General features: G+C 65.2%; 23 protein-coding genes and 1 pseudogene. 10 read left to right on the top strand and 14 right to left on the bottom strand.

The window, feature by feature from the left end; translation table 11 throughout:
* Nucleotides 1–2: 2 nt before the first annotated feature.
* From NA10_RS33775 to NA10_RS33745, 7 genes are all read right to left on the bottom strand, one after another.
* Nucleotides 3–290 (bottom strand): hypothetical protein, encoded by a 288-nt coding sequence (locus NA10_RS33775; RefSeq protein ID WP_067574778.1) that lies wholly within the window; start codon nt 288–290, stop codon nt 3–5.
* Complete coding sequence (locus tag NA10_RS37360) at nt 280–438, bottom strand: hypothetical protein (protein WP_157556944.1); 159 nt, start codon at nt 436–438, stop codon at nt 280–282. Before NA10_RS37360 ends, NA10_RS33775 begins: the two co-directional genes overlap by 11 nt.
* Nucleotides 435–656 carry a MarR family transcriptional regulator gene (locus NA10_RS33770; protein WP_067574777.1) on the bottom strand — a complete coding sequence of 74 codons (222 nt, stop codon included), beginning with the start codon at nt 654–656 and terminating at the stop codon, nt 435–437. Before NA10_RS33770 ends, NA10_RS37360 begins: the two co-directional genes overlap by 4 nt.
* Nucleotides 657–789: 133 nt before the next feature.
* Entirely contained in the window at nt 790–1,644 is an 855-nt protein-coding gene (locus NA10_RS33765) for a helix-turn-helix domain-containing protein (RefSeq protein WP_067574776.1), read from the bottom strand.
* Nucleotides 1,641–2,171 (bottom strand): DUF6879 family protein, encoded by a 531-nt coding sequence (locus NA10_RS33760; protein ID WP_067574775.1) that lies wholly within the window; start codon nt 2,169–2,171, stop codon nt 1,641–1,643. The genes NA10_RS33765 and NA10_RS33760 overlap by 4 nt, the downstream gene beginning before the upstream one ends.
* Nucleotides 2,172–2,792: 621 nt before the next feature.
* On the bottom strand, nt 2,793–3,419 hold the full coding sequence (locus NA10_RS33750) for a VOC family protein (protein ID WP_067574773.1): 627 nt from the start codon (nt 3,417–3,419) through the stop codon (nt 2,793–2,795).
* Nucleotides 3,420–3,485: 66 nt separating this feature from the next.
* Nucleotides 3,486–4,109 (bottom strand): TetR family transcriptional regulator, encoded by a 624-nt coding sequence (locus tag NA10_RS33745; RefSeq protein ID WP_067574772.1) that lies wholly within the window; start codon nt 4,107–4,109, stop codon nt 3,486–3,488.
* A 131-nt stretch (nt 4,110–4,240) separates the two neighbouring features.
* Here NA10_RS33745 and NA10_RS33740 point away from each other — a divergent pair, with 131 nt between their 5' ends.
* Entirely contained in the window at nt 4,241–4,681 is a 441-nt protein-coding gene (locus NA10_RS33740) for a hypothetical protein (RefSeq protein WP_067574771.1), read from the top strand.
* A gap of 88 nt (nt 4,682–4,769) precedes the next feature.
* On the opposite strand, the gene NA10_RS33735 is transcribed toward NA10_RS33740, so the two are convergent.
* On the bottom strand, nt 4,770–7,109 hold the full coding sequence (locus NA10_RS33735) for an MMPL family transporter (protein ID WP_067574770.1): 2,340 nt from the start codon (nt 7,107–7,109) through the stop codon (nt 4,770–4,772).
* Between the two features lie 143 nt (nt 7,110–7,252).
* On the opposite strand from NA10_RS33735, the gene NA10_RS33730 reads away from it, so the two are divergent.
* The 6 genes from NA10_RS33730 (at nt 7,253) to NA10_RS33705 (ending at nt 13,886) form a co-directional block, all read left to right on the top strand.
* Entirely contained in the window at nt 7,253–7,840 is a 588-nt protein-coding gene (locus tag NA10_RS33730) for a TetR/AcrR family transcriptional regulator (RefSeq protein WP_067574780.1), read from the top strand.
* A 35-nt stretch (nt 7,841–7,875) separates the two neighbouring features.
* Nucleotides 7,876–8,391 carry an RrF2 family transcriptional regulator gene (locus NA10_RS33725; RefSeq protein WP_067574769.1) on the top strand — a complete coding sequence of 172 codons (516 nt, stop codon included), beginning with the start codon at nt 7,876–7,878 and terminating at the stop codon, nt 8,389–8,391.
* Between the two features lie 157 nt (nt 8,392–8,548).
* The gene (locus NA10_RS33720) at nt 8,549–10,282 is read left to right on the top strand and encodes an ABC transporter ATP-binding protein (protein WP_067574768.1); all 1,734 of its coding nucleotides are present in this window, start codon (nt 8,549–8,551) and stop codon (nt 10,280–10,282) included.
* On the top strand, nt 10,279–12,243 hold the full coding sequence (locus NA10_RS33715; RefSeq protein ID WP_067574767.1) for an ABC transporter ATP-binding protein: 1,965 nt from the start codon (nt 10,279–10,281) through the stop codon (nt 12,241–12,243). Before NA10_RS33720 ends, NA10_RS33715 begins: the two co-directional genes overlap by 4 nt.
* Nucleotides 12,244–12,273: 30 nt before the next feature.
* Nucleotides 12,274–13,521, top strand: coding sequence for a tRNA guanosine(34) transglycosylase Tgt (gene tgt / locus NA10_RS33710; RefSeq protein ID WP_067574766.1), 1,248 nt, complete (start codon nt 12,274–12,276; stop codon nt 13,519–13,521).
* Nucleotides 13,522–13,637: 116 nt separating this feature from the next.
* Nucleotides 13,638–13,886: a hypothetical protein gene (locus tag NA10_RS33705; RefSeq protein WP_067574765.1), complete on the top strand. Its 249-nt coding sequence runs from the start codon at nt 13,638–13,640 to the stop codon at nt 13,884–13,886.
* Here the strand turns inward: NA10_RS33705 and NA10_RS33700 are convergent.
* On the bottom strand, nt 13,877–14,647 hold the full coding sequence (locus tag NA10_RS33700) for a queuosine precursor transporter (protein ID WP_067574764.1): 771 nt from the start codon (nt 14,645–14,647) through the stop codon (nt 13,877–13,879). The genes NA10_RS33705 and NA10_RS33700 overlap by 10 nt on opposite strands.
* 62 nt (nt 14,648–14,709) lie before the next feature.
* On the opposite strand from NA10_RS33700, the gene NA10_RS33695 reads away from it, so the two are divergent.
* On the top strand, nt 14,710–15,354 hold the full coding sequence (locus NA10_RS33695; protein WP_067574763.1) for a DUF4190 domain-containing protein: 645 nt from the start codon (nt 14,710–14,712) through the stop codon (nt 15,352–15,354).
* 69 nt (nt 15,355–15,423) lie between these two features.
* On the opposite strand, the gene NA10_RS39315 is transcribed toward NA10_RS33695, so the two are convergent.
* The 3 genes from NA10_RS39315 to NA10_RS33680 all read right to left on the bottom strand — a co-directional run bounded on the left by NA10_RS39315 (nt 15,424) and on the right by NA10_RS33680 (nt 17,776).
* Complete coding sequence (locus NA10_RS39315) at nt 15,424–16,182, bottom strand: RDD family protein (protein WP_067574762.1); 759 nt, start codon at nt 16,180–16,182, stop codon at nt 15,424–15,426.
* Between the two features lie 52 nt (nt 16,183–16,234).
* Nucleotides 16,235–17,149: a tRNA glutamyl-Q(34) synthetase GluQRS gene (gluQRS, locus tag NA10_RS33685; protein ID WP_245678189.1), complete on the bottom strand. Its 915-nt coding sequence runs from the start codon at nt 17,147–17,149 to the stop codon at nt 16,235–16,237.
* Nucleotides 17,150–17,281: 132 nt separating this feature from the next.
* Nucleotides 17,282–17,776, bottom strand: coding sequence for a DUF309 domain-containing protein (locus tag NA10_RS33680; RefSeq protein ID WP_067574760.1), 495 nt, complete (start codon nt 17,774–17,776; stop codon nt 17,282–17,284).
* 397 nt (nt 17,777–18,173) lie between these two features.
* On the opposite strand from NA10_RS33680, the gene NA10_RS36220 reads away from it, so the two are divergent.
* On the top strand, nt 18,174–18,383 hold the full coding sequence (locus tag NA10_RS36220) for a DUF397 domain-containing protein (protein ID WP_084515648.1): 210 nt from the start codon (nt 18,174–18,176) through the stop codon (nt 18,381–18,383).
* Nucleotides 18,384–18,481: 98 nt separating this feature from the next.
* Here NA10_RS36220 and qcrB read toward each other — a convergent pair whose 3' ends face one another.
* Entirely contained in the window at nt 18,482–20,095 is a 1,614-nt protein-coding gene (gene qcrB, locus NA10_RS33675) for a cytochrome bc1 complex cytochrome b subunit (RefSeq protein WP_067574759.1), read from the bottom strand.
* A gap of 105 nt (nt 20,096–20,200) precedes the next feature.
* Here qcrB and NA10_RS33670 point away from each other — a divergent pair, with 105 nt between their 5' ends.
* Nucleotides 20,201–21,673 (top strand): wax ester/triacylglycerol synthase domain-containing protein, encoded by a 1,473-nt coding sequence (locus NA10_RS33670; RefSeq protein ID WP_157556942.1) that lies wholly within the window; start codon nt 20,201–20,203, stop codon nt 21,671–21,673.
* 148 nt (nt 21,674–21,821) lie between these two features.
* On the opposite strand, the pseudogene NA10_RS33660 reads toward NA10_RS33670, so the two are convergent.
* Nucleotides 21,822–22,142: pseudogene (locus tag NA10_RS33660) on the bottom strand (hypothetical protein); the annotation flags it as partial.

Below are 22,142 nucleotides of genomic sequence, written 5' to 3'. Positions count from 1 at the left end.
CCCTAGGTCTTGGAGGGCGGAGTTCTTGCCGCCCTGCGGTGAACCCACCCCTCAAGCCGCTCGAGCGGCCCGCTGTCCGCAACGTCGCCGTCCGGGGTGCGCAGATCCCACCCGTACGGGGGCCGTTGACAGCGCTCGACCTTCCAGCCCGGCCCGGCGTCCTCGGCGATCTCCTGCGCCCAGAGGTCTGCGGCCTCGACTGCGGTGAGGTCCGGGTCGGAGCAGTACGGATTCGCCGGTCCGGTTTCTTCCTCGGCGATTTCGTCATTCCAGGCCGCGTCACGGCTCATCGGTCTCGGCCTCGATGCGGTGGCGGATCGCTTGCACTGTGCGGTCTTTCGGGATGCGCTCGGGCCACAGGATCACCGCGACGAACACCGCCAAAGGCACGCCGACAACGGCGATCCATCCGAGCGCGAGCCATGCGCCGGTGATCATTCCGCGTAGCGCCTGAACTTGGTGGCCCATGCCGCGCGGCCCCGCGGAGTGATGGACCAGCGGGAAGCGTGCGGCGTGGCCGCGATCAGACCGCGGGACTTGAGCTGACCTATCGCCCGGCGGGCCGACCACCCGGTGAGTTGTGCGTGCTCGGTGATCTGCGTGGCGGTGAGTTGCGCGCCCGGTGCGAGTGCGCACAGCACCGCCGCTTCAGCCACGGGTCCTGTTGTCATCATCGTCGCCCATCGTCGTCTCGTCGCCTTCGTCGTCGGAGAAGGCTGCTCGGGACCGGGACGACGAGAAGCGGCCCCAATCGCCTAATCGGACGGTAGAAGTCGAGACGTCCAAGCCCTAGATTGTTGACCGATGTTGGCGCAGATCGCTGATGGCCTGCTCGATGAGTTGACGTGCGCGGCGGCCATATATGGCTTGGCGGGCGTAGTGGTCGAATACCTTCGCGTACACGGCGACTTCGCTGGGTTGTTCGATTCGCAGGATCGCCGAGTAGGTCTCGATCTCAACTTCGGCGTTATCGGTGATCCAGAACTCGCAGATCGGCATGTACTGCCGCACATGGGTTGGCAGCACTCCCAGGCGGACATGCGGGTACTCCATGATCGTGAGCAGATGTCGGAGCTGCTCAGCGGCAACCTCGGGCGGCGCGACGCCGACCCGAAGGACGTTCTCGCAAAGGATCATGTGGAAGACGCGCGAAGACCGCAGGAGCTCGGCGCGCTGCATCCGCACCGCGACCGTGGCGGCGACGTCGTCGACCGGATAGCCGGACAGCGCCGCGACATCGGTCAGTACCGCGGTCGCGTAGCCGGCGGTTTGTGCGGGACCAGGGATCAGGGAAACCGAGAAAACCCGGTGTCGCTGCGCTTTCTGCTCTTCATCGAGTACTTGGCGCTGGTATCGCGCGGTACCCGTACGGTGCAGCCGTCGGAGCTGCACATACATCTGCTCAATCTCGCGAGTCGCGGCGATCAGATCCGGGAGCAGATCCACGGCATCGCAATGGGCACACCATGATTCGAGATCAGCGACGCTCGGCGTACGGTGCCCGTTCTCGAACTTCGACACCTTGGTGAAATGCCACTCGGCGCGAGAGGCCAACTCACGCGCCGAGATTCGGGCATCCAATCTGATCTCGCGAAGCCGGTTGCCGAGTGCCTCGCGAGCTTGTTTGGCGCTGCTACTGCTCACTTCAGGGCAGGCCGGTACTCGCTGTGTGGAGTGCCCAACCTCCAGACCGATTCGAACGCAGCGTGATATCGGGCAACCAGCTCGGGGTCCTCGGACTGCTCGTTGCCGAACCACTGCCCGTCGCCCGTGAAGTGGTTGAGCAGGACCAGGTGGTCATCGAACAGCCAGAAATCGACCGGCGGCACCGACAGCGCTACCGCATGGTGGCGGGGAAGCCAGCGGACCTGTTCGCCGCCTTCCGGGTTCCTGGTGGTCTCCCACTCGTAGTGGATGTACTCCGAAACAGGCTCGGACACGATTCGAGCTCGGCGCATATCCACACCGCGCGCGGTCATTTCGCGGGTCATGGCGAGCCACGATGCCCACCACTCCCTGTCGTCGGCCTCGGTGAGTTCCCTGGACCGCCACGCCTTGATGCGCTCTACTTCGTCGGGTACCGCGTACACGTCCCGGAGCTCGAGGTGCAGAGCCGACGTGGTGCACGACGCATATAGCTCCGACCATTGCGTATCAGTCAGCAACTCCATGGGCCTCGCCCTTCGGTAGGAACTGGGCAACCGCCTTCGGCACCCGAACTACGATCTCGCCGTCTGGAACCTTCAACTGTGCCAACAGCTCTGGATCCTCGACCGGGTAACCCTGCCAGATGTAGTCATCGCCGAGTTCGTACAGGCACGGTGAGCCGTTCTTGCCGCTCGGGCCGCCTAGGAACCGTAATGTCATAGCCCCCAACCCCTTCAAGATTTGTTGACATGTGTTGACCCATCCGAGTATGCGCCGGAGCCTGAAGGACGGCGGGGCAATCCAGAGATCTACCGGCCCGTCCTGTGGTCGACGGACTATGCGAGGTCCGTAGAACTGCGGCTATCCAACCCCGAGTTTTCCTAACGGCTTCCCAACAACACGCGCAGATCTGAGGCGATTTCGAACGATCTCTGCATACGTACTATCTGCTGGTGAGGGGTGGTTTCCGTCCTTGACCTGGGGTGGCGGAAAGGGTTCAAATCCCTCCGCCACCGCTGAAAAGCCCCCCACCTGAATTCAGGTGGGGGGCTTCTTGTTCGGTGTGGGTCAGCCCTGCGGGATCCGGCCGAACCTGCCGTAGGTGCGGCCGCCGGCGAACACGCTGCTTCGCGGGTCACCGGAATTCAGATCTGCTCCCAGTCGAAGCCGTCCGGGTCGGTGAAGGGGGCGGTGCCGGAGTTGATGGCGAAGCGGTGCGAGCCGGTGCCCTCCGGATCGACGCCCGCGTCCTTGGCGGCGAATTTACGGCTGTACAGGGCCAGCTTGATCGCGCCGGCGGGGGCTTCGAACTCGACGTACTTGCTGCCGAAGCTCTTGGCGACGGTCAGGCCCCGGTCGATGTAGAACTGCTTGGTGGCCTTCACATTCTCGACGCCGAGCAGGACCACGATGTCGTCGACCTCGCGGGTGAACGGACCGCTGTCCTTCTTGTTGGAGGTGGCGATCTTCCAGAGCACGCCGTCCGGGGCCTGGATGACGCCGCCGTAGCCCCACAGGCTCTTCGTGGCGGGCTTGATCACGGTCGCGCCCGCGTCGAGGGCGGTGCCGATGAGGCTGTCCACGGTGCTGGGCTGGGATACCACCAGCGACAGCACGAAGCCGCGGAAGCCGGTGGTCGGGGCCTGGGTGGTGCGCACCCGGATCTGGTCGCCGAGGCCGAATGCCGCGGCGTAGAACGCCTCGGTCGCGACGGCGTCGGCGGCCTCCAGGGTGACGGCGGAGATGGCGGTCTGAGCTGCGGTGATGTTCATGAGAACAACGTTATGGGGGTGGGGTACCCCGGCGCTTCTCGATTCCTGATCGGTTCGCGCACGGTCCTATCCGGCGGTGAGTTCCAGGGCGGTGGGGATGGCCGCGAAGGCATTGTGCAGCCGATCGATGAGCGCGGCTCGACCGCCGTCACCGTCGGTGGCGACCCAGGCGCGCCCGGCGATACTCCAGGCGGTGGTGGTCAGCTCGGCCAGAATGTGCGGGCGCAGATCATCCGGAGCGAGGCCGAGTTTGGTTGTGAGGCAGTCGATCACCTGCTTCTCCACACCGGAGCGGTGGTAGTCCACCTGGCCCATCAGCGTGGGCGCGGTGAGCACCAGGCGGCGGGTGGCGATGTAACGCTGATCCCAATCGTGCGGCAGCGCTTCGGTCGCGGCGGTGAGGGTGTCCCGCAGCTCGATCAGGATCGGCCCGGTGAGTTCCCGCTCCTGTAGTGCCGCAAGGTAATTCGCCCACAGTTCGGTTTCCGCCTCGGTGGCGGCGGCCTCCTTGGTGGGGAAGGTGCGGAAGAAGGTGCTGCGCGAGACCTCGGCCTCCTCGACCAGTTGCTCCACCTTGGTGGCGTCGAATCCCTGCTCGGTGAACAGGCGCAGTGCGATATCGGCGAGGGCGCGGCGGGTGCGCAGGCGTTTGCGTTCGCGCAGGGGGAGTTCGCGGTCGTCGGCGGGCATGATGCAAGCATAACCGATTATGGAACTGAGTCGCTCTGGAAACTCAGTTTAAAGTGACACTTGCGCATTTATGGAACTGAGTGTCATGATATGACGCATACCGAACGGAACACCTGAACGAGGAGCTCGACGTGACCATCACCGCCCCGACCCTGAACCCCGCGATCATCGGCCAGGCCGAGAAGCATCATGCCGCGATCCTGACCCGCGCCCTGGCCGGGACCACCCTGGACGAGCGGCAGTGGATCACCCTGAATCAGGCACTGGCCGAGGATGTCGCGGTGCCGCGCACCGCTCATATCGCCCGGGTCGCCGCTATGACCCGGTGGGAGATCGCCGATGTCGAGCAGGCGAGCGCGGCCCTGATCGAAAAGGGGCTGCTGGCAACGCTTCCCGGCGATGAGGTGCGGATCGATGACACCGGTCGCGAACTGGTGGCTCGGGTGCGCGCAGTCTCCGGCAAGATCCTGGGCGCAGCCTACGGCGTGGTCTCGGCAGCGGAGTTGCAGATCGCCGCGCGCGTGCTGACCGCCATCACCGCCCGCATGTCCGAGGAGCTGGCACACGCGTGAGCCTTCCGAAAAGCGTTTCGGCACAGGAAAAAGCCCGGCCCCGCACCTGAATTCAGATGCGGGGCCGGGCTTTTCGAACCGGCTGTGACTAGACGCCCGCCGGTTCCTTGTCGAGCGCGACCGGAGCCGACGACTCCTTCAGCGCGGCGAGCTTGGCGCCCTCCACGTCGATATCGGGCAGGACGCGATCGAGCCACTTCGGAATCCACCACGCCCACTTGCCCATCAGGACCAACAGGGACGGGATGAGCACCATACGGACCACGAAGGCATCGAGCAGCACGCCCGCCGCCATGGCGAAGCCCATGGACTTGGCCACCACATTCGGTTCCAGCATGAAGGCGCTGAAGACCGAGATCATGATGATGGCCGCGGAGGTCACCACGCGCGCGCCGTGGTGGTAGCCGCTGATCATGGCTTCCTTGGCGGACTTGCCGTGCACGTACTCCTCACGCATGCGGGTCACCAGGAACACCTGGTAGTCCATGGCGAGGCCGAATACCAAGCCGATCAACATGATCGGCAGGAACGACACCAGGGGATGCGCCTCCACCAGGTTGAACTTGCCCTCCTGGAAGATGAGCACGGTCGCGCCGAAGGTGGCCGCCATGGACAGCAGGAAGCCGAGCGCCGCGGTGAGCGGTACCAGGATCGAGCGGAACACCAGGATCAGCAGCAGGAACGCCGCACCCGCCACGATGGCCAGATAGGGCACGATCTTGCTCAGCAGACCCGCCGACACATCCGCGTAAATCGCTGTGGTGCCGGTGATTCCGTACTCCATGCCGTACCGGTCGTTGAACTCCGACTCGGCGTCACGGGCGTGCTTGACCAGATCCTTGGTGACCTTGTCGTTCGGTCCGGCCTTGGGCACCGCCATGAACAGCGCGCCCTCGCCGTCCTTACTGGTCTGCGCGAAGGTCAGATAGTCCAGACCGCCCTCGCCCTTGTAGGAGTCCAGCTTCGAGCGCAGCGCGTTGAGCGCCTCGGTGCGCTGATCGGACGGCGTCCTGCTCAGATCGACGGCGACCATGAGGGTGCCGTTGGAGCCCTCACCGAATCCGGCGGTCTGCAGGTCGTACGCTTTGCGCAGCGTCGAATCCTTGGGCATGGAATCGCCGCCGGGCAGGCCGAGCTGCATATTCAGCGCGGGCGCGGCCAGCAGTCCGAGCAGTACCACCGAGATGGCCAGCGTCAGCGCCGGTGCCTTGCCGATGAGCCGGGCGAAACGCTGACCGTTGGTGGTCGAGTTCTCGTCCTCGGGATCGTGCTTGGCCACCAGCGGCAGCTTCGGCTTGAACAGGAAGCGGCCGAACGCGCCCATGAGCGCGGGCATCAGGGTGACCGCGACCAGGACCGCCATGAAGGCCGAGACCGCGCCGAAGATACCCATGTAGGTCAGGAAGCTGACGCCGACGAAGGCCAGGCCCGCCAGCGCGATGATGACCGTCAGACCTGCGAAGATGACCGCGGATCCGGCGGTGCCGACCGCGGTGCCCGCCGCCTCTTCCGGCGAATTCGACACGGCCAGTTCATGTTTGTATCGGGAGACGATGAACATGGCGTAGTCGATGGACAGCGCCAGGCCGATCATGGACGCCAGAATTGGGGTGAAGGTCGGCACGGTCAGCCAGTGCGTGCCGAACATGATGATGGAGATGGCGGTGCCGACGCCGACGAGCGCGGTGAGGATGGGCACGAAGGCCGCGACGACCGCGCCGAAGCCGACCATCATCACCACGAGCGCGACGGCGATGCCGATCATCTCCGAGGTGCCCTGCGAGCCGCCCTGCTCCTGTGCGATGGAGCCGGTCAGTTCCACGGTGAGCCCGGCGGCGCGTGCCTCGTCGCCGATGTCGTACGCCTTGGTCTGGTCATCCTTGGTGATGTCCGAGAACTTGGCGATGGCGTACTTCGCCTTGACGGTGGCGACCGAGTCGGGGTTCTCCTTGTTCAGCACATTGAGCGGTGCGCTGGAGCAGATGCCCGCGAAGTCCGAGGAACCGCGATCGCCACTGCTGAGGCAGTCGATCTTGGCGGGTTCGCCGATCTTCTTGGTGATGTCGATGGGATTCACCGCGGGGACGGACTTGTCGACGATGTCGAGTCCGTTCAGCTTGTTCACGAAGGCCTGCAGTGCCGCGGCGTTCTTGGGTTCGGTGAGCTTCTCGCCCGCGGGTGCGCCGATCACATAGGTGCCGGTGACCGCGTCGGGGTCGAAGTCGGCGGAGGCGCCGGGGAAGTGTTTGTCCAGGATTTCGGTGGCCCGTTCCGAGGGGAGGCCGGGCATATTGAAACTGTCCTGGAAGGGTTTGGCGAGGGAGCCGCCGACGCCGCCGATGACGATCAGCGCTAGCAGCCACACTCCGATGACGAGCCATTTTCGGCGGAAGGCGAACTTTCCCCACCGATAGAGGTAAACGGACACGAGAGGTTCTCCTGCAATGGGTTCGGGGCGATGATTTTCTGCCTACCGTGCGGTAGGTAGACTACCTAGGAACTAAGCGGAGGAACAACCTCAACTTTCCCGGCGTCACTCGCGCCGCGACGCCTGGTGAGAGGATGGGGCGCATGGTGGGTCGAAGTATCGCGGGAACTGTTATCGCAGGTAGAAGCACGAAAGATGCGATTCGTGACGCCGCGATCGAGCTATTTACCAGCAAAGGATTCGAGCAGAGCAGCCTGCGCGAGGTAGCCGATGCGGTGGGAATCACAAAGGCATCGCTCTACTATCACTACGCCTCCAAAGTGGATTTGCTCATAGCGATAATCCAGCCGATGGTCGACGACCTACGTGAGTTGGTGGAGAGCCTCGACGAAATTCCGCATTCGCCGCAGACCGTGCGCGAGGTACTGGAATCACACCTGCGATCCATTCTCGGGCATCGTACCGCCGGCACCCTGTGCATGCGCGATACGGTCGCCATCCTCAATGCCCTCGGCGACCGCTATCCGGACATGATCGAACTCAGCCGCCGCATGTGCCGCTGGCTGGCCGGACCCGGCGCCGATGACGAGACCACGCTGCGCGCGGCCGCCGCCATGCAGGTGCTCAGCGCCGCGCTCATGTCGCGGGAAAGCGTCCCGAATGCGTCCGAGGAGTTGATCGGCGGCGTACTACTGGAAGCCGCGCTCGGCGTATTGAATTCGCCGCGATAAGGTTTCGATCGCCGCCGACGAATCAGGAGAGCGAAGTGCACATCACCGCGAAGGTCGATTACGCGGTGCGCACCCTCGTGGAAATCGCGAAGGCGCAATCGGATTCGGTGAAGGCCGATGCCATCTCCGCGGCGCAGGACATTCCGCCGAAGGTGCTGGAATCGGTTGTCGCGGATCTGCGGCGCGGCAAATTGGTGACCAGTCGGCGCGGTCCGGACGGCGGATATCGGCTCGCCCGCTCCGCCGGTGACATCAGCATCGCCGATGTCATTCGCGCGGTGGAGGGACCGCTCGCCTCGGTGCGCGGACAGCGCCCGGAGGATGTGAGCTACGCCGGGGCGGCCGAACCGCTGCAACGGGTGTGGATCGGCCTGCGGGTGAATATCCGCGCCGTCCTCGAACGCGTGACCATCGCCGATATCGCGCACGACCTGCTGCCGTCCTTCCTGGACGAGCTGCTGCACGATCCGGACGCCTGGACCCGCCGCAATCGCGCGGTCGAGGGCTCGACCGCGACGCAGTGGCAGGACTTGGACCGGCCGAATATCTGACCCCGATCTCCCCACCCCATTTGAACCCAGCGTCATCCCGGCCGAAAACGCGCCGGGATGACGGGAGGTGGGTGAGCGCTGGTTCTCCGGCGGACCAGCGACCGTCCCGGAAAACGTCGCGCCGCGCCACGCATTATGGCGGTAGCCTGCCACCATCATGTTGATTCGACTACTCCGCACCTTCTTGGCGCCCTACCGCAAGCAGTTGGCGGGGGTCGTGGTGCTTCAGCTGATCTCGGTCATCGCCATGCTCTATCTACCGAGCCTGAACGCCGACATCATCGACAACGGCGTCACCAAGGGCGATATCGGCTATATCTGGAGCACCGGCCTGATGATGCTCGCAGTCACCGGTGTGCAGATCATCGCGCAGGGCATCTCGGTGTATCTGGGTGCTCAGGCAGCCATGGGCGCGGGACGCGATATGCGCGCGGCCCTGTTGCACCGGGTCGGCACCTTCTCCGCACGCGAGGTCGGCGTCTTCGGAGCGCCCTCGCTCATCACCCGCAATACCAATGACGTGCAGCAGGTGCAGCTGCTCGTGCTCATGAGCGCGACCATCCTGGTGATGGCCCCGATCATGTGCGTGGGCGGTGTCATCATGGCGCTGCGCGAAAGTCTCGGACTGTCCTGGCTGCTGCTCATCGCGGTGCCCGCGCTGGGTTTGGCGATGTCGCTCATCATCGCCCGCATGGTGCCCGGCTTCCGGCGGATGCAGGATCGCATCGATAGCGTGAACCGCGTTCTGCGCGAACAGATCACGGGTATCCGCGTGGTGCGCGCCTTCGTGCGCGAGCGGCAGGAGACCTGGCGTTTCGGCGTCGCCAACAAGGAGCTGACCGAGCAGTCGCTGTACGTGGGCCGCTATATGGCGCTGATGTTCCCGCTGGTCATGCTGATCTCGAATGTGACCGCCGTGGGCGTGATCTGGTTCGGCGGCCACAATATCGACAGCGGCACCATGCAGATCGGCTCGCTCACCGCGATGCTGTCGTACATCATGCAGATCCTGACCGCGGTCATGATGGCCTCGTTCCTGGCCATGATGGCCCCGCGCGCGGCGGTCTCGGCCGAGCGCATCGGCGGCGTGCTGGACACCGCCTCCTCGGTGACCGAGCCGCCGCTGCCGCAGGCGTTCAAGGAGGATCCCGCGATCGTGGATCTGGCCTTCGCCGAGTTCAAGTTCCCGGGCGCGGAAAAGCCGGTGCTGCGGGCGATCCGGTTCCGCGTCGAGCCCGGCACCACCACCGCCATCGTGGGCGCGACCGGTTCGGGCAAGACCACGCTGGTCAATCTGATTCCGCGGCTCATCGATGTCACCGACGGCGCGGTCTATGTGGGCGGCACCGACGTCCGGCATATCGAGCTCGAGACCCTGCGCAATCAGATCGGGCTGGTACCGCAGAAAGCGTATCTGTTCTCCGGCACCATCGCCTCGAATCTGCGCTACGGCAAGCCCGACGCCACCGAGCAGGAGCTGTGGCACGCGCTGGAGATCGCGCAGGCCGCGGACTTCGTGCGGGATATGCCGCAGGGGCTGGAAACCCCTGTCGCACAGGGCGGTACGACCGTCTCGGGTGGCCAGCGCCAGCGGCTGGCGATTGCCCGCGCGCTGGTGCGCAGGCCGCGCATCTACCTGTTCGACGACTGCTTCTCCGCACTCGATGTCTCCACCGATGTGCGGGTGCGGGACGCGCTCCGGCCGGAGACCTCCGAATCCTCGGTGATCATTGTGGCGCAGCGTATTTCGACCATCCGTGAGGCCGATCAGATCGTGGTGCTGGAGGACGGCGCCATGGCGGGCATCGGTACGCACGAGCAACTGCTGCGTGATTGCAAGGAGTACCGGGAGATCGTGGAATCCCAGTTCAGTGCGGAGGAGGTGCGATGAGGCCCGGACAGCCGAATCCCGGTGCGCCCGATACCAAGGCCAAATCCTTCGGTCCGTCGCTGAAGCGGTTGATGCGCCGGCTCGCGCCCGAACGCTTCTATCTCTCAATAGTTTTGGCGCTGGCCGTCGGCTCGGTGGTGCTCAATACACTGGGCCCGCAGATTCTCGGCCGGGCCACCAACCTCATCTTCGACGGTGTGGTCGGCAAACAGCTCGGACAGGGTCTGCCGCCGGGCACCAGCAAGGATCAGGCCGTCGAGGCGCTGCGCCAGGGCGGGGACAAGACCTTCGCCGACATGCTCGCCAGCATGGACGTGATTCCCGGTGTGGGCGTCGACTTCACGGCCGTCGGGCATGTGCTGGCCCTGGTGCTGGCGCTGTACGTCGGCTCCTCGGTCTTCGGCTGGTTGCAGGCGTTCCTGCTCAATGTGGTGATCAACCGGACGGTCAAGCGCCTGCGCGGTGAGATCGAGGAGAAGATCCACCGCCTGCCGCTGAGCTACTTCGACTCCATGCCGCGCGGTGATGTGCTCTCCCGCGTCACCAATGACGTCGACAATGTGGCGCAGACGCTGAATCAGACCATGAGCCAGCTGCTCATCTCGGTGCTGTCGGTCATCGGCATTCTCGGCATGATGTTCTGGATCTCCTGGCTGCTGGCGCTGATCGCCCTGCTGACCGTGCCGCTCGCGGTGATCGTCACCGCGCAGATCGCCAAGCGCTCCAAACCGCATTTCGTGGATCAGTGGAAACTGACCGGCGCGGCCAACGCCCAGGTCGAGGAGGCCTTCACCGGGCACGAGGTGGTGAGCGCCTTCGGTCGCGTGCGTGAGGTCGGCGAACGTTTCGACGAGACCAATGACAAGCTCTACGACGCCTCGTTCCAATCGCAGTTCATCTCCGGGCTGATCATGCCCGCCATCATGTTCCTGGGAAATCTGAACTACGTGCTGATCGCGGTCGTCGGCGGTCTGCGGGTGGCCTCGGGTCAGCTGTCCCTGGGCGAGGTGCAGGCGTTCATCCAGTACTCGCGCGGCTTCACCCAGCCGCTCACCCAGATCGGCTCGATGATCAACATGCTGCAGTCGGGCGTCGCCTCGGCCGAGCGCATCTTCGAGATCCTGGACTCGGACGAGCAGGTGCCCGATCCCGAGGTGGAGGATTCACGCCCGGTGGATCGCGGTCGCGTCGCCTTCGAGAAGGTGTCCTTCCGGTACGAGCCGGAGACCCCGGTTATCGAGGAGCTGTCGCTGGTCGCCGAGCCCGGACATGTGGTGGCCATCGTCGGGCCGACCGGTGCGGGCAAGACCACGCTGGTGAATCTGCTCATGCGGTTCTACGAGGTGGATTCGGGCGCCATCACCATCGACGATGTGAATATCACCCGAATCACGCGTGACCACCTGCGTTCTCGCATCGGCATGGTGTTGCAGGACACCTGGCTGTTCGGCGGCACCATTCACGAGAACATCGCGTACGGCAATCCGAATGCCTCCGAAGAGGAGATTCTGGCCGCCGCCCGCGCCGCGTATGTGGATCGTTTCGTGCACGCGCTGCCGCACGGCTACGACACCATGATCGATGAGGAGGGCTCCGGCGTCAGCGCCGGTGAGAAGCAGCTCATCACCATCGCGCGTGCGTTCCTGGCCAAGCCGTCCATTCTGATTCTGGACGAGGCCACCAGCTCGGTGGACACCCGCACCGAACTGCTGGTGCAGCACGCCATGGCGGCGCTGCGCCGCGATCGCACCAGTTTCGTTATCGCGCACCGCCTTTCCACCATTCGTGACGCCGATCTGATCGTCGTCATGGAGAAGGGCAAGATCGTGGAGACCGGGACGCACGATGCGCTGCTCGCCGCCCGCGGCGCGTACTTCCGCCTCTACCAGGCGCAGTTCGCCGCGGCGATCGAAGAGGACGACGAGCCCGAGGCGATCGAGCTGACCAAGGCCGGAGGCTAGCTCGGGCCCCGGGGCTGGGAGAATGCTCGGGTGTCCGCACCCGAGTTCTCTTTCAAAGTTGGTACCCGACTGGAAGGCCGTCACGGCCGATCGGGGCTGATCAGTACCCCGCACGGGGAGATCGCCACCCCCGCGTTCATTCCGGTGGGTACCAAGGCGACCGTCAAAGCGGTGCTGCCGGAGACCATGAAGGAGATCGGCGCGCAGGCGCTGCTGTCCAACGCCTATCACCTGTATCTGCAACCCGGTTCGGACATCGTGGACGAGGCCGGTGGGCTGTCGAAGTTCATGAACTGGCCCGGCCCGACCTTCACCGACAGCGGCGGTTTCCAGGTCATGTCGCTGGGCGTGGGTTTCAAGAAGGTGCTGGCGATGGAGTCCGTCGGCGTGCAGAACGACGATGTGATCGCCAAGGGCAAGGAGCGCCTGGCCCATGTCGACGATGACGGCGTCACCTTCCGTTCGCATCTGGACGGTTCCAAGCATCGGTTCACCCCCGAGGTGTCCATGGGCATCCAGCATCAGCTCGGCGCGGATGTCATGTTCGCTTTCGACGAGCTCACCACGCTGATGAATACCCGCGGCTACCAAGAGGATTCGCTGGAGCGCACCCGGCTGTGGGCGCAGCGCTGCCTGGACGAGCACGAGCGGCTCACGCAGGCGCGGTCGCATCGCCCGTATCAGGCGCTGTTCGGCGTCATCCAGGGCGCGCAGTATGAAGACCTGCGCCGCAAGGCATGTCGCGATCTCGAGGCCTTACGTGGCGCTGCCGGAACGGGATTCGACGGCTACGGGATCGGCGGTGCGCTGGAGAAGCACAATCTCGGCACCATCGTCGGCTGGTGCTGTGACGAGCTTCCCGAGAGCAAGCCCCGGCATATGCTCGGCATCAGCGAGCCCGAGGATGTCTTCGTCGCGGTCGAGAACGGTGCGGACACCTTCGACTGCGTGAATCCCTCGCGGGTGGCGCGCAATGCCGCCATCTATGTGGACAAGGGTCGGTTCAATATCGACACCGCCCGCTTCCGCCGCGACTTCACTCCCATCGACGAGACCTGCGACTGCTACACCTGCGCCAACTACACCCGCGCCTACCTGCATCATCTGTTCAAGGCCAAGGAGATTCTGGCCTCCACGCTGTGCACGATCCACAACGAGCGCTTTACCATTCGCCTGGTGGACCGGATTCGCGAGAGCATCGAGAGCGGTGACTTCGACGCGTACAAGACCGAGTTCATGGGTCAGTGGCGGGGCCGGATCAAGGCTCCGGAGGCGTAGTTCGCGCGGGATCGGTGAGTCTGGCTAAAGGATCCGTGGGTAACTCGTCATTGTTCGGGAGGGTCCACCCGGCAACGATCTAGGGAACGCAGTGACCCGCACGAGGAGGACCGCAGATGCCGGGACCGACATTGATCGAGGCCGAGGGGCGGACGGCGGCGCGCGCCGTGCTGCGGGTGAGCGCGGTCTTCGGATTCACCGCGGCCCTGGCGCGGACCGGGGGAGCGGTCACCGACGGGCATCTCGAATTCGCCCGTGTCTGTGGCCTGTCCGATGACGAGATCATCGATCTGGCCCGGGATTACGCGCGCACGCGCGGCCGCCGCGGTAGGGGCGGCGACCGCGCCGTGACCGTCTACTCGTAGAGCGCCGAGCGCTCGCGCGGGCGGTAGCTGGGCTCACGCTTCTTGAGGAAGGCGATGCAGCGGTAGCTGATGGGCAGGATCATGGCCTCCACCAAGGTCTTCCAGATGAAGCCGACCAGCACGTAGTTGATGAAGTCGGGCCAGGTGTGGATGCCGATGGCGGTGGCGGCGATGGAGCAGAACACCAGGGTGTCGCCGAATTCCCCGGCGACGGTGGAGCCGAGCAATCGGGCCCACAGGTGCTTCTCCTTGGTGCGCTCCTTGATCAGCACCAGGGTGACCGAGTTCAGGAACTGACCGACGAAGTATCCGGCGAGTCCGGCGAGCACCAATTGCGGTGTGGTGCCCAGGACATTGCGGAACGAATCCTGGTTCTCGTAGAAGTCGGCGGCGGGCAGCCCGATGGCGATCCAGAAGGTGCCGACCATGAGCAGCAGCATGCCGAAGCCGTAGTAGACGGCGCGGCGGGTGGCCTTGAAGCCGTAGACCTCGCTGAGGATATCGCCGATGACGTAGGCGATCGGGAAGAGGAAGAAGGCGCCGTCGGTATTGATCGGCAGCAGTTGGATCGGGCCGAGCGCGGCGTGTTTGTCGGCGAAGAATTGCACGCCCTTGGTGGCACAGATATTGGAGATCAGCAGGACCGCGGTGAAGACCACGACCACCTGCGTGTAGTAGCCCCCCGCGGCCGAGGCGAATGCTGCGTGCTCGGGCGCGGGGTGTCCAGATCGGTCTGATTCGACCGTTTTCGTATCGCTCACCCGAGCAGTATCCCCGGTGCGATCGATGGTTATGGGCTGGTGGGGTGCCTTAGGCTTGCACAATGACGCAACCCGGCGATTCCGACGAGTGGTGGAAGCAGTACGGGGGTGACAGCGCGCCCGGCGACGCCGGGCCGCCGACTCCGCCACCGGCCGGACACTCTTCCGCGCCGAATCTCCATAAGCCGGGGACACCCGGGCAGCAGCCGCTCCAATATCCCCCGGTGAATCCGGCTTCGCAGCCGCAGTATCCGACTTATCCTCCGCCGCAAGCGAATTCGTCCGGCGGTTATCCACAGCCCAATCCCGGCGGGTTCGCGCAGCCCAACTCGGGCGGGTTCGCACAGCCCGGCGCGGGCGGGTTCGCACAGCCCGGCGCGTACGGCCAGCCGATGCCCGTATATCAGCCGCCCGGGTATCAGCCCTACGGCTATCAGGCGCAGGGGCTGGGGACCAGCGGCCTGGCCATCGCCTCGCTGATCGTCTCGGTGCTGGGTCTGTCCACCCTGTTCTTCTGCTTTCTGCCGATCGGCTCGCTGGTGGGCCTGGTGCTCGGCGTGGTGGCGCTGAATCAGGTGAAGCAGTCCGGTCAGGACGGCCGGGGTCTGGCCCAGGGCGGAATCTGGGTGGGTGCGGCCGGTCTGGCGCTGGGCATTGTGCTGTGGCTGATCATCGGGGCCGCGTTCATCGGCGCGGGCAGTTCCTAGACTCGGACCGAAAACGACAGCGGGGCGCATCCATTCGAATGGATGCGCCCCGCTTCGGGTTTACTGTCGTCAGCCCTTGACGACCTGGGTGCCGCCGGCGAACTTGTCGTGCCAGCCCTGCTTGTTCGGGTCCTGCTCGATGGTGACCGCGATGTAGATCTGTGCACCGATGCTGACCAGCCAGCCCAGGCACGGGATCAGCTGCACGAGCACGAACAGGTTGCGCTTGGCCGAGGTGGCCGGGTCCACATTGCCGCCGCCGGGGGCGAGCACCTTCAGGCCCAGGATCTTCTTGCCGAAGGTGGCGCCCTGCGAGCTCTCCAGCAGTACGAAGTAGCCGAAGAGCAGCACCGGGACCAGCACCTCCCATGCCCAGCCGAGCTTGCCCGGGAGAATGGCGTAGATGATGCCGGCCGGGATGCCGACGATCAGGCTGTCGATGATGCGCGCCGCGAGGCGCAGCCACAGGTCACCCGGCTGCGCGCCGCCACCGAAACCCGGTGCGTTGTAACCCGGCTGGCCGCCGTACGGCTGGTACGGCTGCTGCCCGTAGCCCGGCTGCTGACCGAACTGCGGCTGCTGGTTGTACGGGTCGGACGGCTGCTGGCCATAGCCGGGCTGCTGGCCGTAGGCCGGCGGCTGCTGCTGGTTGTAGGGATCGGGCTGTCCGTACGGCTGCTGGGGCTGCTGTCCATAGGGCTGCTGGGGCTGCTGCCCGTACGGCTGCTGCGGCGCTCCACCGTAAGGCTGGTCCTGCGGGTACGGCTGCTGCCCGTACGGCTGGCCGCCCTGCGGATACTGGTTGGGGTCGTACCCACCGCTCGTCATTGTGTTCGCCGTCCTCGTCGAATTCGTTCGGAATCTGGGTCGAGTGCGTACGTTACGGACCTGACCAGGGTTGCAACAAGCCGTCTGGGTCGAGTCTCCACGGTTCTCTCGGCAAGGTGTCCGGCCGGAATCTGGCCGGTAACTGGGAGATTGTGGTTGCGTCGGGGTAGCCCAGCGAGGCGGCGAGGGCGTGGAAAACCTGTGCCGGGGTCTCGCCGAAGGCCATTCGATCGTGCAGGGTGACCGCGCCGTCGCGTTTGGCCAGGCGCGCCCCGGAGGTGTTGAGCACCAAGGGGACATGCGCGTACCGGGGTATCGGCAGTCCGAGCAGTCCGGCCAGGTACACCTGACGTGGGGTGGAGGGCAGCAGGTCGTCACCGCGCACCACCTGATCGATGCCCTGCGCCGCATCGTCGACCACCACCGCGAGGTTGTAGGCGGGGCTGCCGTCGCCGCGCCGCAGCACCAGATCGTCGACCGCGCCGAGGTAGCTGCCGAGCAGCTCATCGGTGATCTCCAGCTCGGTGATCTCCGCGCGCAGGCGTAAGGCCGCTGGTCTGCCCTGCGCACGCCGTTGTGCGCGTTCGTTTTCGGTGAGATCGCGGCAGGTGCCCGGATACGCGCCCATCGGTCCGTGCGGCGCGGTGACGGCCTGCTGGATCTCCCTACGCGTGCAGAAACATTCGTAGGTGCGCCCGGCGGCGGTCAGGCGCGCGATGGCGTCCTCGTACAGCGGCAGGCGGTCGGACTGCCGCACGACCGGTTCCTCCCAGTCGAGTCCGATGGCGGCGAGATCGGCCAGTTGGCGTTCGGCCGCACCGGCTTTCACCCGATCCAGATCTTCCAGCCGGATCAGGAATCCGCGTCCGGTCGAACGGGCGAAGAGCCAGGCGAGCAGTGCGGTGCGCAGATTCCCCAGGTGCAGATCACCTGAGGGACTGGGGGCGAATCGTCCGAATCCCGGCACGAGGCCCAATGCTAGGTGGGTTGCCCGCGCGTGGACGCGAGGCCCCGGCTTCGCAGTCTTCGCCGGCCCGCCGGTCCTTCGCAGTCCTGCGGGCGCACACGCGAAGTGCGAAGTGGCAGTGCGATTGCGGCCTCAGTGAATCCGCAGCTGCGGGCTCAGATCGGCTTCCGACAGCGGTTTCCGCTGCTCGAGCGCGGCGAGCAGAGTGTGCGCGCGGGCGATGAGTCCGGTGCTGTCGATACCGTACGGCGGTGGTCCGAAGGCCGCGAGGCGATGCGCCGCGCGTTCGAGGAGAGTGCGCGCGCCCTTCGAATTTCCGCGCTGAATGTGGGTCAGGCCAACGGCGTACTGCGCGAGCCCCTGCCACAGCATCCGTTCGGCGAACGGACCGTTCTTCCAGGCGGCCTCGAGTACCTCGTGTGCGTTGAAGGCTAGGCCAACGTCGAGCAGGCGCTGTGCGTAGTCGAGTGTCTCCTCGGGGGTGAGCTGGAGATCATCGGGAATGCGCTCGACCCCGGGGCTGCCGAAGGGCAGCGGTCGGCCGAATCTGTCGCGCGGCCGGGCATTTCGGGCCCGCCCGTCCTCGTCGCGGTCGCGTCCGGTCTCGTCCTGCGGCTGTTCGCCCATGTGTCCCATGATCCAGCACCGCGTCGCCGCCCGCCGGTGCGGGCGAGGATAGCCAGGAGATCCGCTAATCCATCGACAACCTAATTGCGGCCTTCATTATTTATGTGTTTAATTCTTCGGCTATTTTCAAGCTAATAATTTGCTGGCTAACCTTGCCGTAAATTTGCTGATTGAAAACGAAAGAATGCGATCTCCTTATGACGAACCCTGCTAGTGTTTAGCGCGGGAAGGGTCATTGGGGGTGCATTCCCATCGTGAAGTGCAGAGAGCAGGTTGTACGGAGAGGTTGCGTGCAACTCGCGGCGTACGCAGGATCCGCGAATCTCGTTGGATGCCGGCGTCACCAAGATCGATGCCAGCAAGATCTCGTGCTTGACGCAGCAAAGGAGCTAGTACAGTGAATGTGGATTTCACAGGCGCCGTATGGCGCAAGAGCAAACATAGCGGCCCCAACGGCAACTGCGTAGAGGTCGCTTTCCTCGGGGACGGGAATGTCGGCGTGCGTGACAGTAAGCAGCACGGCAACGGCCCTGTCTTGGCTTTCACCCCTGGCGAGTGGGATGCGTTCCTGTCGGGCGTATCCGACGGGGAGTTCAAGCGAGCCTGATTAAGGCCGGCTGGACCGAGAAAACAGGGCCCCGAGTCGTTTCGGACTCGGGGCTTTTTCGCTGCTTCGGTACCGGAACCGGCTGTGCTACAGCGTGTTCAGTGCCCATTCCCCTCGCTCTGCGCGCGGCGCAGCACGGCCAGCTGTTTATGCTCGACGTCCCGCTCGATCTCCGCGTTCTGCTCGCGTTCGGCGGGTGTGTCGGCGCGGAAGAAGCTGCCGGTGCCGGGCCTGCCCGCAAAACCGAGCTCGTTCATCTTGCGCGGCACCTTCGCGCCCTGATACGCCAGCGGTATCGGATGCCCGTGCGCGTCCACGGGTCCGAGCGGTTGATGCAGTTCGATGTACTCGCCGTGCGGAAGTCGGCGCACCACACCGGTTTCGATGCCGTGCTCGAGCACCGCGCGGTCACCACGCTGTAGGCCCAGGCAGAGTCGATAGGCGGCGAGATAGGCCAGTGGCGGCCCGAACAGCAGCGCTATGCGGAAGCCCCAGGTCGTCGCGTTCAGCGAGATGTGGAATTGCAGCGCGATGATGTCGTTGACGCAGGCCAGGGTGAGGATCAGATAGAACGCCAGGGACATGGCCCCGATTGCCGTGCGCACCGGCACATCTCGCGGTCTCTGCAGCAGATTGTGCCGGGCGGTGTCCCCGGTCAGCCGTTTCTCGATCCACGGATAGCCGATGAGGACGCCGAAGATCAAGGGCATCACCAGTGCCACCGAGAACGCGCCCGGCACCATATGGCCGAAGATATGCAGTTCCCAGGCGGGGAACAGGCGCAGGAAACCGTCGGTCCACATCATGTAGAAATCCGGCTGGGTGCCCGCGGAGACTTGGGATGGGTTGTAGGGCCCCAGATTCCAGATCGGATTGATCTGCAGCACACCGCCCATAATGGCCAGGACGCCGAGGGTGAAGGCGAAGAACGCGCCCTGGTCGAGCGAGAAGACGGGCACGATGCGGGTGCCGATCACATTGCGCTCGGTGCGGCCGGGGCCCGGGTACTGGGTGTGCTTCTGATACCAGACCAGTGCGATGTGAGCGGCTATGAGCGCCAGCATGATTCCGGGGATGAGCAGCACATGCGCGATGTAGAGCCGCGGAATGATGATGTCACCGGGGAAGTCGCCGCCGAACATGAGCCATTGCAGCCAGGTGCCGATGACGGGGGCGCTCATGGTGATGCCCGCGAAGGCGGCGCGCAGTCCGGTGCCGGACAGCAGGTCGTCGGGCAGCGAGTAGCCGAAGAAACCCTCGAACATGGCCAGGATCAACAGGATCGCGCCGATCACCCAGTTGGCCTCGCGAGGCTTGCGGAACGCGCCGGTGAAGAAGACGCGGCACAGGTGCACGATCATGGAGGCGGAGAACAGCAGTGCGGACCAGTGGTGCACCTGGCGCACGAAGAGTCCGCCGCGCACATCGAAGGAGATATCGAGCGCGGATTCGTAGGCGCGGGACATGGTTACCCCACGTAATGGTTGAAATGCTCCGTTGTAGACCACCTCTTGCATGGAGGGGTCGAAGAACAAGGTCAAATAGACGCCGGAGAGCAGCAGGATTATGAAGCTGTAGAGCGCTATTTCACCCAGCAGGAACGACCAATGGGTCGGAAACACCTTGTTGATTGATCTTTTGACGAATGCCGCGGCCTGATACCGCTCATCCGCCGCATCGGCCTGTTCGGCCAGACGATTACGAGTTGCCATTGCGGTCACCCGCCCCCGAAGAGAATGTACGGCTTCTACTACACACGGTAGCACCCAGACCGGCTGGGCTGTATGGCCTTTCGATAGGCTCCTACGGTGAATCGCGTGCCCGGCCCCCCGTCGCCCCTGCGGTCCGGCACCGCGCTGACGCCGCGCGACGCCACCATGTACTGGCTCGCCGCCCGCACCCCCAACGACCTGTTCCTGCTCTACGCCTTCGCCGATACCGGCCGCCCCACCCCCGAACTCCGCGCAACCGTGGCGAACCGGGTCGCCGACATTCCAGATTTGCTGGTGCGCGTGCTGGACACCCCTGCAAACATTGCGTATCCGATTTGGGTTGATTGCGAATTCATTGATGAGCAGTTCGCCGAACATGACCTACTTGGGCCGGACTGGGCGCATCTGACCGCCGCGCTGGGCGATCTGCTGGCCACGGGACTCGACGCCGCCCACCGTCCGTGGCGGCTGCACATCTTCCGCGATATCGCGGGCGCACCCGGCTTCGCAATCGGTGCACCGGCCCTGGTCGCGGTCCTGCAAATCTCCCATGCCCTCGCCGATGGCCGCCGCGCCGCCGCGCTCGCCCGGGCGCTCTTCACGGATTCGCCCGGCACTCCGGCCGTGGCCGAAAGCAACCGGTCGCTGTCGAATCTGCTGGACCGCGCCGTCCCCACCGGTCGACTGCCCGTCGACCGTGCCACCGCGGCCGGTTGGCTGCACTCGGCCCGCGCACTGCCCGGGTTCCCGATATCGATGGCGCGCACCATAATCCGGGGCCTGTCCGCCCACCGCGCGGAAAAGCGCCTGGCCGAGCTGACGGCCGCCGGTGCGATCGCGCCGCCCTCGGCGGGCGCCCGCCCCAATCTCCTGAACGGTGCCGGTTCCGCTCCGAAGGCGCACGCCACCCGCATAATCCTGCGCCCCGCCCGAGACCTGAAGGTCCCAGGTCACACGGTCACGGTGGTGGCGGCCACCGCCATCTCCCTGGCACTGGAGCGCTACCTGGCCGCCCACGGCGCCCCGCCCGAAACCCTCCTGGCCCAAGTCCCCATGTCGGTAGCCACCGACTCCGGCCCCCGCAACAGCTACCGAGACCTCTCGATAAACCTGCATGCGACAGAGCCGAACCCCGCCCGCCGAGCCGCCGCGATAGCCGCCGACCTGACCGCTCGCCGTGCCCGCGCCCTACACCCCCTCCAAGACGCGCGCTCAGCGGCAACCGAAACCCTCCCCGCCCCCATCCTGCGCAGAGACGTCTCCACCTACCCGATAGATATTCTCCCCCACCAGGTTTCCGGCCACACCGTGATCTCCAGCGTCCACCGCGGCCCCGCCGACCTCACTTTCGGCGGCGGCCAGGTCCACTTCACCGCGGGCTTCCCCGGCCTGGGCTCGGTCATGCACCTGACCCACGGCCTGAACGGCCTGGGCGACACCATAACCCTTTCCCTCCACGCCGACCCAGAGGTAATCCCCGACCTAGACCACTACGCCGCCCTCCTCACCGAGTCCCTGACCGAGGTCGAACGCGCCCTCACCGAAACCCCTTCTCCGCCAACGCATCCGGCGGAATAATCCGCCGTGCATAAGTCTCCTCCGGCGAAATCCTGATCTCGTCCGCCACCGCGACCATGCCGGAAGTCGTCCAATACTGGTGGTAGCCGGTGCTTTCGCGGCGAATGGCGACCGCTCCGGCCTGCGCCAACCGCATCATGTCGTCGGCCTACTCGGGCCGGTTGTCTCGAATCGCCGCGGCCGATCCACGCAACAGCAGCCATCCCCAGGTGGAGATCTCCTGTTCGGTCGCGACCGACAGTCGCGGTTCGACCCGATCGGCCCACCGGGTAGCAAGGGTCCGCACCTGATCGAACTGTCGCTCCACCGACAGCAACGAGCACAGCGTGATCACCGCCGACGCGGCGTCGAGCACATTGCCGGTCGCCTCGGCCTCCGCGAGTGACTGTTGCAGCGCTGTCCGGGCGGTTCGTAGCTGCCGAGACTGAACCATGACCGATCCCGCGAGCTGCAGAATTCGGGACCGTAA

Source organism: Nocardia acidivorans NBRC 108247, from assembly GCF_001625085.1.
Lineage (GTDB): Bacteria > Actinomycetota > Actinomycetes > Mycobacteriales > Mycobacteriaceae > Nocardia > Nocardia acidivorans.
The sequence above is the reverse complement of the archived record's forward strand: the minus strand, read 5'-3'. Positions and strand labels throughout refer to the sequence as shown.